At 43.3% G+C, this 13,601-nt stretch carries 13 protein-coding genes; 7 read left to right on the plus strand and 6 right to left on the minus strand.

Annotated elements, in window-relative coordinates; genetic code table 11:
* Positions 1-213: 213 nt before the first annotated feature.
* The 3 genes from pdsO to AB6T38_RS10275 are packed head-to-tail and all read left to right on the plus strand — an operon-like array spanning position 214 to position 3,687.
* Positions 214-963 (plus strand): sortase-associated OmpA-like protein PdsO, encoded by a 750-nt coding sequence (gene pdsO / locus AB6T38_RS10265; protein WP_372547235.1) that lies wholly within the window; start codon positions 214-216, stop codon positions 961-963.
* 10 nt (positions 964-973) lie between these two features.
* Positions 974-3,109 carry a marine proteobacterial sortase target protein gene (locus tag AB6T38_RS10270; RefSeq protein WP_372547236.1) on the plus strand — a complete coding sequence of 712 codons (2,136 nt, stop codon included), beginning with the start codon at positions 974-976 and terminating at the stop codon, positions 3,107-3,109.
* 8 nt (positions 3,110-3,117) lie between these two features.
* On the plus strand, positions 3,118-3,687 hold the full coding sequence (locus AB6T38_RS10275) for a class GN sortase (protein ID WP_372547237.1): 570 nt from the start codon (positions 3,118-3,120) through the stop codon (positions 3,685-3,687).
* A 6-nt stretch (positions 3,688-3,693) separates the two neighbouring features.
* Here AB6T38_RS10275 and AB6T38_RS10280 read toward each other — a convergent pair whose 3' ends face one another.
* Positions 3,694-4,611 (minus strand): M14 family metallocarboxypeptidase, encoded by a 918-nt coding sequence (locus tag AB6T38_RS10280; RefSeq protein ID WP_372547238.1) that lies wholly within the window; start codon positions 4,609-4,611, stop codon positions 3,694-3,696.
* 283 nt (positions 4,612-4,894) lie between these two features.
* Here AB6T38_RS10280 and AB6T38_RS10285 point away from each other — a divergent pair, with 283 nt between their 5' ends.
* From AB6T38_RS10285 to AB6T38_RS10295, 3 genes are read left to right on the plus strand one after another with little or no spacing between them, the layout of a single operon-like run.
* Positions 4,895-5,827, plus strand: a complete 933-nt coding sequence (locus tag AB6T38_RS10285; protein WP_372547239.1) for an ABC transporter ATP-binding protein — start codon at positions 4,895-4,897, stop codon at positions 5,825-5,827.
* Positions 5,827-6,597: an ABC transporter permease gene (locus AB6T38_RS10290; protein ID WP_348490267.1), complete on the plus strand. Its 771-nt coding sequence runs from the start codon at positions 5,827-5,829 to the stop codon at positions 6,595-6,597. The genes AB6T38_RS10285 and AB6T38_RS10290 overlap by 1 nt, the downstream gene beginning before the upstream one ends.
* A 27-nt stretch (positions 6,598-6,624) precedes the next feature.
* Positions 6,625-7,299: a tRNA (guanosine(46)-N(7))-methyltransferase TrmB gene (locus tag AB6T38_RS10295; protein WP_372547240.1), complete on the plus strand. Its 675-nt coding sequence runs from the start codon at positions 6,625-6,627 to the stop codon at positions 7,297-7,299.
* Between the two features lie 83 nt (positions 7,300-7,382).
* Here the strand turns inward: AB6T38_RS10295 and AB6T38_RS10300 are convergent, their stop codons facing one another.
* On the minus strand, positions 7,383-8,093 hold the full coding sequence (locus tag AB6T38_RS10300; protein ID WP_372547241.1) for an EAL domain-containing protein: 711 nt from the start codon (positions 8,091-8,093) through the stop codon (positions 7,383-7,385).
* 234 nt (positions 8,094-8,327) lie between these two features.
* Here AB6T38_RS10300 and panP point away from each other — a divergent pair, with 234 nt between their 5' ends.
* Positions 8,328-9,941 (plus strand): pyridoxal-dependent aspartate 1-decarboxylase PanP, encoded by a 1,614-nt coding sequence (gene panP / locus AB6T38_RS10305; RefSeq protein WP_372547242.1) that lies wholly within the window; start codon positions 8,328-8,330, stop codon positions 9,939-9,941.
* A 7-nt stretch (positions 9,942-9,948) separates the two neighbouring features.
* Here the strand turns inward: panP and panC are convergent, their stop codons facing one another.
* The 4 genes from panC to pcnB are packed head-to-tail and all read right to left on the minus strand — an operon-like array spanning position 9,949 to position 13,502.
* The gene (panC, locus tag AB6T38_RS10310; protein WP_372547243.1) at positions 9,949-10,800 is read right to left on the minus strand and encodes a pantoate--beta-alanine ligase; all 852 of its coding nucleotides are present in this window, start codon (positions 10,798-10,800) and stop codon (positions 9,949-9,951) included.
* Positions 10,801-10,825: 25 nt separating this feature from the next.
* Positions 10,826-11,623 (minus strand): 3-methyl-2-oxobutanoate hydroxymethyltransferase, encoded by a 798-nt coding sequence (gene panB / locus AB6T38_RS10315; RefSeq protein WP_372547244.1) that lies wholly within the window; start codon positions 11,621-11,623, stop codon positions 10,826-10,828.
* A gap of 59 nt (positions 11,624-11,682) precedes the next feature.
* Positions 11,683-12,189: a 2-amino-4-hydroxy-6-hydroxymethyldihydropteridine diphosphokinase gene (gene folK, locus AB6T38_RS10320; protein ID WP_372547245.1), complete on the minus strand. Its 507-nt coding sequence runs from the start codon at positions 12,187-12,189 to the stop codon at positions 11,683-11,685.
* Entirely contained in the window at positions 12,189-13,502 is a 1,314-nt protein-coding gene (gene pcnB / locus AB6T38_RS10325) for a polynucleotide adenylyltransferase PcnB (RefSeq protein WP_372547460.1), read from the minus strand. Before pcnB ends, folK begins: the two co-directional genes overlap by 1 nt.
* Positions 13,503-13,601 lie beyond the last annotated feature (99 nt).

Genomic DNA, 13,601 nt, shown 5'->3' on the forward strand with positions numbered 1-13,601 from the left:
TAACTAGCTGTTCCTATTCAGTGTTGCTAACTATATCGCAAAACTTTGTTGTGCCCATGGCCTTTTGGCTGAATAACGACAATTTCCATTTTTTCGCCACATTTGCTCACCAGATTGCCATTTTTGCCCGCATTTCATGCCAGAAAGTCAGGTTTTAATAGACTCCATCGAAACAACACAAACTCAATCAAACTACTCTTTTGGAGAACTATAATGAAAAAACGTATTTTATTTCCACTTACCGCCATCGCTTTATGCCTGTCAGCAAATGGGTTAGCTGCACAAAGTGTGTCTAAATCTAGAACAACAGAAGAGCAAACTAACGAAGCTATTGGTTTTGGTTCTGGCGCAGTAGCTGGGGGATTAGTAGCAGGCCCAGTGGGGGCGATAGTTGGAGGCCTTTTTGGGGTATTAATTGCCGAAGATGTCAACAACGATAACGCACTGGAAGCCAGTGAAAGTGAATTAGCCAAAGTTCAATCCGAACTGTCTCAACAAGAGTCTGAGCTTCTTGCATTGCAAAAACGTTATGCGCAAGCGCAACAAGAAAGCCAAGTGCAATTGGTGGCAATGGACAAAGAAATCGAGCGAGTGATGCAGGAAATGGAATCAAATATTCAATTTCGAACGGCTTCTTATGTGCTCGAATCTCACTTTAAACCACAGCTAGATTTAGTTGCCAAAGGCTTAAAAAACAACCCTCAATTGGTGGTGAGTTTGTCCGGCTTCTCCGATAGCCGTGGTGATGACTCCTTTAACCAAGCTCTCTCTGAGCAACGAGTGGTGAGCGTAAAAGACTATCTTTTATCTCAGGGTGTAAATGATAAGCAAGTACTTACTCTATCCTTTGGGGAAACCCAGCCAGTATCTGCTGAGTCTGATAACGAAGACTTCTTTTTCGACCGCAGAGTTTTAGTTCGTGTTGCTGAAGGTCAGCAAGCTATGACGGCATCTAACCTATAGGAGAGAGACAGTGATTAAGCGTCTGCGATTTATCATAGTCCTTTCGCTACTTTTTATCTTAGGTGCGTTGCAATATGCAACGCCCTTTTTCAAGGATGAAAGTACCGATGAACGTTCTACTAGCCAGTCAAAATTCAAAATTGATGTGTCTTACGAGTCTGTTCAGGCTAACCAACCGCCTGTGTATATCAACGATTATCAACAAGTAGAGCAAGGGAGTTTCTTTTTACAAAAGCAAGGTCAGCAGGGATATCTGTTGTCGCCACTTTTAGATACCCGAGTGGATATGAACATAACAGGCTTAATTGCCCGAGCGAAAGTGACACAAACCTTTACCAACATCAGTGATGAGTGGGTGAATGGGATATATGTGTTTCCTTTACCTGAAAATGCCGCAGTGGATCATTTAGAAATGCTCATTGGTGAGCGACGTATTGTCGGTCAAATTCACCCTAAGCAGAAAGCCAAGGCCATATTTGAACAAGCTAAACGAGAAGGTAAAAAAGCCAGTTTGCTGGTACAGCAGCGTCCTAATTTGTTTAAAAATTCGGTGGCAAATATCGGCCCAGGTGAGTCAATTAAAGTCACCATTGAATATCAACAAGCCGTTGCCTATGAAAATAATACCTTCAGTTTACGTTTTCCCACCACTGTCACGCCAAGATATCTGCCCAAATTGAACATGAATGCTGGGGCGCAAGAGATAGCCGACAGCGGTTGGGGCATGACCCAGCCTGTGTATAAAGATGGGCAGTCGACGCTTATACAGGAAGAACCTGAACCTATGCATAAAGTGGCCATGCATATTGCCTTAAATACGGGCTTCTCAGTGCAAAATATTCAAAGTGAATTACACCCCATTCATCAATTAGAGAAACAAGCTGGGGTTTACGAAATATCCTTACAACAAGACATGATTGCAAATCAAGACTTCGTACTCAGTTGGCAACCTGAGCCTAATCAAGAACCTAAGGCAGCCCATTTTGTGGAGCGTCACCAAGATGCTTTTTATGGCATGGTGATGTTAATGCCACCGGATGTGGATAGCCAAACCTTGAGCCTAGCCCGGGAAGTTATTTTTGTAATTGATACTTCGGGATCCATGTCAGGGGATGCCATGATACAGGCAAAACAAGCGCTTATTTATGCCATCCAAGAACTCCCAGAAAATGACACTTTTAATTTAGTGGAGTTTGATTCAACCGCAAGAAAAATGTGGTCTAGTCCTAAAGTTGCGAATACTCGGGTTAAATCTGAGGCCATCGATTATATAGCTAATTTACAAGCGGACGGCGGCACTGAAATGTTATCAGCTTTGCAATTGGCTTTAGGTCAACAGAGCTCAGGTTCATCAGGCAATGAAACTGAAAGTCGGATTCGCCAAGTGATTTTTATTACCGACGGCTCGGTGGGCAACGAAGTCAGTTTGTTTGACTATATTCAGCATAATTTACAACAAAGCAGATTGTTTACTGTTGGCATAGGTTCGGCGCCCAATAGCTTTTTTATGGGCGAAGCGGCGCGGATGGGCAAAGGTACTTTTACCTATATTGGCTCTACGGATTCGGTACAACAGCAGATGCAGGGCTTATTTACTAAATTAACCCATCCCATATTAACGGACTTGGTGATGAATTTTTCTGAGGATGTGGAAGTTTATCCCCGTAACCTACCGGATTTATATAAAGGTGAACCCATAATGCTCAGCTACCGTGCTAATCATGGGGTTGATAATCTATCCGTTACTGGCACCTTGAAGGATCAATACTGGCAACAAAGTTTGTCATTGCAAAATGGCGGTAGTGAGAGGGGGTTAAATGTGCTCTGGGCAAGGCGCAAAATAGCGCAGTTAGGGCGAGATAAACGCTTAGATCAAGATTACGATGAAATGAATAAACAGATAGAAGAAGTGGCGATGACCCATCACATCGTCAGCGAAATGACCAGTTTAGTGGCCGTGGATGTGACACCCAGTGCACAAGCTAGCAGCAAAGATGCACAGCTTAAATCCCACTTACCGAAAGGACAAAAACATGCAATCGGTAGCCTACCGCAAACGGCTACTCCAGCGCAGTTGCAATGGATGTTAGCTTTATTACTGATGGGGATGGGACTATGTACGGTCATTTTCACAAAGCGCCACTAAGGCGAAGATTGCTACATTCAATCTGGCGCTTTAAGTGGGCAAGTTTATGTTTTGTAGCAAGTGCATATCTGTTTGCATCCAGCGGTTACATTCATGCTAAAGCGATATTGGCGCAGTATTTAATTGAAGATGCGTGGGTGGAATCCCTGCACACCGGCGAAAAAATAGCGCCTTGGGCTTGGGCAGATACTTGGCCGGTGGCAAAACTAACTATTGCCGACCGAACTTTATATGTTTTAGCTGGGGCAACCGGCAGAGTCATGGCCTTTGGCCCCGGTCATATAAGCAGTACTCCCTTTCCAGGGGAGTCGGGAAATGCGGTGATTACGGGTCACCGTGACACCCACTTTTCGATACTACAAGATATCAAAATCGGTGATCTGATCAGCACTGAAACCACGGAAAAGGTGAGTCGCTATAAAGTGTTGGAGGTACGAATTGCCCATCAAGATCAAATCAATTTAATTGAATCTGGTGTGGATGATGAATTGACACTAATTACATGTTATCCCTTCAACAGCGCCGCACCTAACCCAGAGTTGAGGTATGTGGTACGGGCGTTAAAGGTTGAAGCTTAGTGGGGCTTATCTTTGTTTTATTAGATAATCTAGTCCGCCGGTGATCGCTGCGACTTGGGCAAGTATGCAGTTTTCATCGTTAGCTTTAGGGCTGTCTGGGTAGACCTCCGTTGTAGTGACGTATTTAGCGCCGGAAAAACCACCGCATAGGAAGAGTTTACGTTTATCATAGTTAATCACGCCGCGCTGTTCCATGGGGGTACCAATGAGCTTCCCGTCGGCGTCAGCGGGGGCAATGTGAGTGACTTTTTCAACTGAATCAATGACGGCTTTTTGAAATTCAGGCACCGGATTGTTGCTATCGCCAACGCCATAAAATCCATCGGGAATGTCCCAAACGGCCTGTTCAATACCATCCCTTGCACCTAAAGCAGGGCGAAATTCAGAATTGTCGGTGTCAGTGGTTTCGTGTAAATCAAAGTGGGCTAGCAATTCCAGCTGTAAACCCTTCACATACTCCATGGCTAGTGCCGCTTCTGGGGCCGGTGAGTTAGGATAAAATGAGCGGTTTGGATCTATTGCTTTGGGATCCCAACGATTAATGGTTTCATAACCCCATGGACTCAAACAAGGTAGCACAACAAAGTTAAAGTGTGCCTCATAGGCCTTTGCTTGGCTGCTTAGAAAACGAATTGCCCCTTGGACCCCACTGGTTTCATAACCATGGACACCTCCAGTGATTAACACGCTAGGCTTATCTTTATCCCAAGACTTGGTTTTAAGGGCAAATAAAGGGTAGCGCTCTGGGTCATAGGGGAGAGCCCCATACTGAATAAGTTCAAAGGTGTCTTTTAATGCTTCTAGCTTGGCTAACACCTCAACTTGATATTCTCGTTTAACTTGCTGGTTTTCTAACCACTGCGCTTTTTCAACGTCACCCCAAGGTTGGCCAGGTACACCGATAGCGTATTGTTCGTAACTCATTTGATTCCTATTTATGCAAAAATCTATATCAATTGAATAAGGTAACACCTGCCGTTTCAGGCTGTAAACCTTTCAATTAGGGGGATGGCTTGCCTTCATTAAAAAGCGCTTTAATTGTTTATTCGCACTTGAAATATGGCAAAATGGCAGCATATTGGAAAATGACCTGACACTCTCACCCTCAGGTAATATCAAATTCAATCAATCGAACCTCCGTTGAAGTTTGCGATAAGCAGGCGTTTAGGTTTACAAAAATAAAATAAAACGTTAAATGGGAAGCGCTATGAAAGCCTTAGACATTTCTGGTCTGACAAAAACCTACAAGGGTGGAACACAGGCTTTAAAAGGTATCAATTTACAAGTCTCCGAAGGAGATTTCTTTGCGTTACTTGGGCCTAATGGTGCAGGTAAGTCTACCACCATTGGCGTGATCAGCTCGTTAGTCAATAAATCCACTGGCAGCGTAAAGGTATTTGGTCATTCGGTAGACACTGAGTTAGTTGAAGCTAAATCCTGTATTGGTCTGGTGCCGCAAGAATTTAATTTCAATCAATTTGAAACCCTTCAGCAAATTGTGGTTAATCAGGCTGGTTATTATGGGGTTCCCCGGGATATTGCCAAAAAACGCGCTGAAAAGTACCTAAAACAGTTGGATTTATGGGAAAAGCGTAATGAACCAGCTAGAGAGCTTTCTGGTGGTATGAAACGGCGACTGATGATTGCCCGCGCTTTGATGCATGAACCCAAAATGTTGATCCTTGATGAACCCACTGCTGGAGTAGATATTGAAATTCGCCGTTCAATGTGGACCTTTCTTAAAGAAATTAACGAGCAGGGTATCACCATCATTTTAACCACCCATTATTTAGAAGAAGCTGAAATGTTGTGTCGAAATATCGCCATTATTGATAAGGGGATTATCGTCGAAAATACCAGTATGAAGGCGTTGTTATCTAAATTGAGCATGGAAACCTTCGTATTAGATTTACCTGTACAGTCCAAACCACCCAGTTTGCAAGGTTTCGCTTTCCGCAATATTGATGATCACACCATGGAAGTGGATGCAGATAAAGACGTTGGTTTGAACGATGTGTTTCGTCAGTTGACTGAACAAGGCGTTACCGTATTGAGTATGCGCAATAAAGCCAATCGTTTGGAGGAATTATTCGTCAGAATGGTTGAGAAAGGCAGAAAAGAACAGGCAGGAGCAGCATAATGGCAAATCGAAATTTCACCGCCTTGCGAACCATTTGGATCAAAGAGTGTACACGCTTTTTACGCATCTGGATTCAAACCTTAGTACCGCCAGCGATTACCATGTCGTTATATTTTGTGATCTTTGGAAGTTTGATTGGCTCGCGCATAGGGCAAATGGGCGGCTTTTCCTACATGGAGTTTATTGTTCCGGGTCTGATTATGATGTCGGTGATCACCAACTCTTATGCCAATGTTAGTTCATCCTTCTTCAGTGCCAAGTTTCAACGCAATATTGAAGAGTTGCTGGTGGCCCCTGTTCCTAGTTGGATTATCGTTCTGGGTTTTGTCGGGGGCGGCGTGGCCAGAGCCATATTAATTGGTGTTATCGTTACTACCGTATCCATGTTTTTTGTGGATATTCAGATCCATAATTTAGCAATTATCATCATCACTCTCATTCTAACCTCATCTTTGTTCGCCACTGCGGGCTTAATCAATGCGGTGTACGCAAAAACCTTTGATGATATTAGTATGGTGCCCACATTCGTGCTGACTCCACTCACATACTTAGGTGGCGTGTTCTATTCGTTAACCCTGTTACCTGAATTTTGGCAATGGGTCAGTAAAGCAAACCCAATCGTGTATATGGTTAATGGCTTTAGATACGGTTTTCTTGGGGTTTCAGACGTGGACTACATGTTGTCGTTGGGCTTGTTGGTTGGCTTTAACTTGTTGTTATTTACCATAGCTTATCGCCTGATCAATCGCGGTGTAGGTATACGCAGCTAAATCTTCGGTAACGTTAAAGAAATGACTATGCAAACCGGCAATTCTCGTAGTATTACCAGTAACCAGCTTGGGCCCCATGAAAAAGTGCCTGAGCTGGTGCGTCGACATTTATCGAATACCAGTCAGAAGCCCTACAATCAACATACCCTAGATGCCTTTGAAGAAGTACAAAAGTGGCGAGAGCAACTCGACCCTGATTTACTTAAGCCTCTGATTTTTGATTCTTGCTGTGGGGTCGGGGAAAGTACCGCACACATTGCTGCACAGTTTCCTGATGCGTTAGTGGTGGGCATTGATAAGTCCGAGTTACGCACCAATAAACATGCCCACTATGGTGATAAATCTCCTAACTATTTAGTGATCCGCGCGGATCTGAATGATTTTTGGCGGTTGGCAAATACTGCCCAGTGGCAATTGAGTCATCACTTTCTGTTATATCCTAACCCGTACCCAAAATCCTCTCAAGTACAGCGAAGATGGCACGCCTGCGCTGCATTTAAAGACATAATTGGCTTGGGGGGAATCTTAGAGGTTAGAAGTAATTGGCAGATTTATATTCAGGAATTTGCCATTGCCTTGAATACAGCAGAAAAACCCGCTGCGGTGAGCCCTTATCAAAGTGATGAGTCGCAAACCCCTTTTGAACGTAAATACTGGGCCAGCGGCCAGCAAAGTTGGCAAGTGATTAGCGACTTGTCCTAACTAGGGATGGTTTATGGGCTCTATTGCAGTAGCCCGTTGCTAGCTAGTGTATTCTAGCTAATGTATTGCTGTGTGTATGAGGCTTAACAATTAGGTTTTGGCACACTAAAATAATAACCTTGAGCATATTGAATACCTAATTCTTTTAATTTTTCTAAGGTTGCCCAGTCCTCAACATGTACACCCACCACACTGATGTCTTTTTCCTTAGCCAGAGCAGTAAAATGCTCAACAAACTCGTAGGTTTGGTGATTTTCCATTAACTGTGATATCAACCCGCCAGCGATCTTTATGCCGTTCACGGGGAAGTTCAATATACTATTAATATTGCCTGGGGTAGCCCCAAAATGATCAATGTATATGGCAATATCTAACTCACGACATCGGGCGGCGAACGCCTCAAAACTCTCAATATTTTCTAGCACTACCGCAGCGGTTAATTCTAAACCAATCCGCTTTGGGTTAGGGTATTCAAAGAGGGCTTCTGACAAGGTATGAAACAACTCAGGGTTTAGCATATCCTGTTTGTTGATATTAATGTTCCATGCGGCATTCAGATCCCTAAAATAATTAGCACTTCGATTTAAAATGGTTTCGGTTAATTGTGCGACTGAAGCTTGTTCTTCGATGATGTGTAAAAATTCGCTTGGCACAAAAGTTTGTTCATCGGGTGTGACTAACCTGGCGAGGCATTCAAAACGCCAAACCGTTTCTTGAGAAATATCCATTATGGGTTGGAAAAAAGGAACGATTCTATCCAGACTAAAATTATCCGTGACTTCTTTAATGTGCATAAGTGTCCTCGTTACAGCATTATGAACCTCTGAGCGTCCGTTCACTTTTTAGCAGTAAATTGTCTTTGCTCAGGATTACAACAATAACATCACTTTTTCAGTTCAGAAAATGAAACTTCCAGTGATTTGTTAAAAAACGGTGCTTTTTATTAACTTAGATGGCTTTAAATTTGGCGATACAGTGGATTTGCGCTAAAGTCCGCCTCTGAAAGTTTTCATTAGAGGTTACAACGAGTGGTTAAAGCGACAGCCAGTTTGGAACATATGTTCCGAGTATTTACCAAACCAGAGGGTAAAGATTCCAAACTTGCACAAATAGAAGAGCATCTGTCAGATAATCTGTCGGACTTTCTTTCTCAACATGTTGTAACTACCGCGAAGTCTCTTGAAGATATTGAACAGAACTTTCAGGACTACAAAGTACCTGAATCTCCAGAGTTCGTTTCTGCACATGCAGAAGTGTTATTAGAAAAAGTCGTTGCTAATTCAGTCAATACTTATGCTCCAACCTTTATCGGGCATATGACATCAGCATTACCCTATTTTCATTTACCCCTAGCAAAACTGCTAGTGGGGCTAAATCAAAATTTAGTCAAAATTGAAACATCAAAAGCCTTTACGCCTTTGGAACGTCAAGTTGTCGGTATGTTACATGAGTTGGTTTATAATGAGTCAGGTGCTTTTTATCAAACCCACTTACACAGTGCAAAACACTCTCTTGGGGCATTTTGTTCAGGTGGAACCATTGCCAATATTACCGCCCTTTGGGTTGCCCGCAATAAAGCTCTAGCGGCCGATGGAAACTTCCGTGGGGTTGCCAAACAGGGGTTGGCGGCAGGTTTAAAACATTACGGTTATGCCAATATGGGTATACTGTCCTCTAAACGCGGGCACTACTCTCTTTCCAAAGCCGTGGATGTTTTAGGGCTGGGGCGCGAGCAAATGCTGACAGTAGAGAGCCTAGACCAGCGTTTATCTCCTGAAAAAGCCTTGGCAGTAGGACGCGAGTTCGAACAGCGCGGTAATAAGTTGTTAGCTATAGTGGGCATTGCTGGCACTACTGAAACAGGCCATGTGGATCCTCTTGATGAGCTGGCTGATGTGGCGAAAGAACTAAATTGTCATTTCCATGTGGATGCCGCTTGGGGTGGTGCAACCCTATTCTCCAACCGTAATAAAGTTAAACTCAAAGGCATAAATAAAGCAGATTCAGTGACACTTGATGCCCATAAACAAATGTATGTGCCTATGGGCGCTGGTGTTGTGGTGTTCAAAAATCCTGAAGACAGCAACGCTGTGCGACATCATGCACAATACATATTGAGAGCGGGATCTAAAGATTTAGGGGCAACCACGTTAGAAGGGTCTCGCAACGGTATGGCAATGATGGTGTATTCCGCGTTCAATATATTTGGTCGTGAGGGATATGAATTACTGATTGATCAAAGTATCGAAAAAGCCCAACGATTTGCCTGCTTGATTAACCAACATGAAAACTTTGAGTTAATTACAGCACCAACCTTGTCACTGCTTACCTATCGTGTAAAACCCGCTCAGGTTGATGCTCACGGTGAAATAGAGAGTGAAATGTTAGATAGGCTAAACGTCGCGGTACAGAAGCAACAGCGTGAAGCAGGGAAGTCCTTTGTGTCTAGAACTCGGTTAACCGTGGAAGATTATGGCGATAGGCTGCTTACGGTGTTTCGTGTGGTTTTAGCTAACCCGCTGACTACGGATCAAGATCTGGTCAACATATTAGATGAACAATTGGCGATTGCGAAACGGACACAAATTTGGAAAGAGCTTGAGGATCAAGCTCTATTGGAATCGAAAAGATCAGTAGGTTAACGCTAGGTTATTCTAGCGTTACCTGAATATTGTCGATTAAACGGGTTTTTCCCAAAAATGCCGCGCCCAAAATTACTAACTCTGTCTCTTCGTGACCCGGACTCAACAGCGATTCAACTGAACGAATATCAATATAATCAACGGTTAACCCTGCTTCGGTTAACTCTTCAATTGATTGTTGAATCAAACGACTGAAATCTCGTCGTCCCAACTGAATGTTTTCACTTAATTTCTGTAAGCAGCTATACAATGCTGGAGCTTTTTGTCGTTCAGACTCAGATAAGTAATTATTGCGTGACGACATGGCTAAGCCGTCGCCTTCTCTAACAGTAGGCACACCATAGATTTGCAGGTTCATTGACAGGTCAGTCACCATAGCTTTAATGACCTGTAATTGCTGAAAGTCTTTTTCACCAAAAAACGCCATGTTTGGTTGCACCATATTAAACAACTTACATACTATGGTGGCGACCCCACGGAAATGACCTGGGCGACTTGCACCACAAATCATATAGGACAGCCCTGGCACTTCTACAAAGGTTTGTTTTTCCAGTCCGCGGGAGTAAATGTCTTCAGCCTTGGGAGTGAAAAGCACATCTACACCTATGGCTTCCAAGGAAGCCATATCTTGTTCCATGGTGCGAGGATAGGATGCTAGATCTTCATCAGGTCCAAATTGTAATGGATTGACAAAAATCGAAACGACCACAATGTCTGCATGCTCTTTGGCTTGCTCGACAAGGTGTAAGTGTCCTCTATGTAAATTCCCCATGGTAGGTACAAAAGCAATGGTTTTGCCATCATTCTGCCACTTTCTACGTATTTCTCTTAGGGGGGTGATATCACTAATTTGCTGCATAATTTGTCCTGTGTCTTCTTAGCGATTAGTTAAAGCTATGTTCTGGGCCTGGAAAAACGCCATTTTGCACTTCTTCGATATAGGATTTAACGGCCTCGCGCATATCACCAGTAATTTCCAAATAATTTTTTGAAAACTTAGGCATATAGTTGGCACTCACACCAAACATGTCATGCATCACTAAAATTTGTCCGTCGGTATGTACGCCAGCGCCTATACCAATCACAGGAATATTAATTGCCTTACTAATTTTCTCAGCTAAAGAAGATGGTACGCACTCTAATACTAACAATTGAACGCCAGCATGAGCTAAAGCTTTCGCTTGTTCAAATAGTTGCTCTGCTTGTAAATCGTCACGGCCTTGGACTTTGAATCCGCCAAACACATGTACAGATTGAGGAGTCAGCCCTAAATGACCACATACAGGAACACCGCGTAAGTTTAATCCTTTAATGGTCTCTACAAGCCAATCTCCACCTTCGACTTTCACCATGCTTGCACCCGCAGCTATAAGCTTAGCGGCATTGGTATAGGTTTGTTCTGGAGTTGCATAAGTCATAAATGGCATGTCGGCTATTACGAATGCGCGGTCGGTACCTTTGCGAACAGACGAAGTGTGATAAGCAATATCATCTATGGTAACGGATAAGGTATCGTCACAACCTTGCAGCACCATTCCAAGTGAATCACCAATTAAAATCACGTCAACACCTTGTTCGTCAAATAGCTTGGCGAAACTGGCGTCATAAGCGGTTAGCGCTGTGATTTTTTGATTGTCTTGTTTCATTTTAAACAAGGTTGACGTCGTTACTTTCTTAGTCATAATTATCACCTTCTGCTAACTGAAAAGTGCAACAAAATTAGAAGCTTGCCCACTTTTGTTTATTTCCAAGTCACATTCTTTCTGATCACTTCGAGCCCATTTTTAGGTACGCTACTTAATACAGAAACTAAAGAGTTCCCACATGGTAACACGAGTTCAGGGGCTATCTCACGTAACGGGTAAAGTACAAATTCTCGTGTTTTCATTCCGTAATGGGGCACTACCAAGTTTTCACTTTGGATTTGCTCATCGCCGTACAAAATAATGTCTAAATCTAAGGTTCTCGGTCCCCAACGTTCGGATTTTCGTTGTCGACCATGTAATTGTTCGATGGCCTGTAAATGGGTGAGTAACTCCCCAGCAGACAATTGTGTTGCAATTGCAACTACTGCATTCACATAATCTGGTTGATCTTGTGGGCCCATAGGTTTGCTAGCGTAAAAACTGGAGCATTGTTTTACGTGGGTGTCTTTTAGGCCGTGAATTGCCCGTAATGCATCTTGCAGTTGCTGATCGGGTTGGGCCAAATTGCTGCCCAAACCTATGTAGCTGATTACGGATTGCATTAGGAAGCGCTGGGTTTCTTTCTTTTCGGACGACGGCGAGGACGACGAGCAGAGCCACCTTCCGCTTCCCTAAGCTTGGTTAACATCTGTTTGCGTTGTTCTGGGCTAACCTCTTGAAATTCAGTCCACCAATCCGCTAACTCAAGTAGTTTTCCACCCTCAATTTGGCCACGTATTAGCAGAAAATCATAGGCTGCACGAAAACGCGCGTGTTCTAACATTTGATAGGCTCTGCGTCCGAAACGTTTTGGTAGGCGCAGTTGTAGCAACCATATTTCCCGCATCATGCTGGAAAAACGTTTCGGGATCATAATCCGTTGAATTTGTCGATGTAGTACATCGTTAACGGCAATGTTGAAAGCGTCGAAATGATTCAAACCTGCTTCGTCCATTAGCTTCTGGCAGTGTTCTTCAATTGGGTACCACAAAAATGCAGCATACATAAATGCTGGTGTGACTCTTTGACCGGTGTTAATGCGATTGTCGGTGTTCATCAGCATTTTTTTAATAAACTGATTTTCACGACTGTCCTTGCTTTTTAACAAAGGCGATAGCTGTGGAAAAAGTGGCTGAATAAGATCATATTCCTGCATTAGTTCAAAGGTTCGTAGCCCTTGTCCGGAAATAAACAGTTTAATCACTTCTTCAAATAACCGAGCTGGTGGAATATTATTTAACAAGCTGCCTAATTGATGTATTGCTTCGGCAGATTTTGGACTGATTTGCATATTTAGTTTGGCTGCAAATCGCACCGCCCGTAACATTCTAACTGGATCTTCTCGGTAACGAGTCTCAGGGTCGCCAATCAACTCAAGACGTTTATCTTTGATTGCTTGCATGCCATTGGCAAAGTCAGTCACTGTGAAGTCGGTTACTCGGTAATACATGGCATTGACAGTAAAGTCACGACGCTCTGCATCTTCTTCAATGCTACCAAATACATTGTCTCTAAGTATTTGTCCTTCTTGACTTTGTTTACCCAGTACTTCAGCAGGTTTTTTGCCTTTTTCATCTGTACTGTTTTGGTGATGGCCTCTAAACGTGGCCACTTCGATGATCTCACGACCAAAAACCACATGGGCTAAGCGAAAGCGACGGCCGATCAAACGACAGTTTTTGAACAGTGCTTTTACTTCATCAGGGGTGGCATTAGTAACCACATCAAAGTCTTTGGGCTGCAATCCTAAAATAAGATCGCGAACACAACCACCGACTAGATACGCATCGAATCCGGCACCATTTAAGCGATACAATACCTTTAGGGCATTGTCACTGATGCCTTTTCTAGAAATGCCGTGCTCACCACGGGTAATTACCTTCGGATTAAGTATATCCGAATGATATTCTTCCGCGTTTTTTGTCAAAGCATTTTTGACCTTTTTGATCACTCGAGAAATGATGCGTTGGCTCCT

The sequence above is a fragment of the Aliiglaciecola sp. SL4 genome, assembly GCF_041538045.1.
Classification (GTDB): Bacteria; Pseudomonadota; Gammaproteobacteria; order Enterobacterales; family Alteromonadaceae; genus Aliiglaciecola.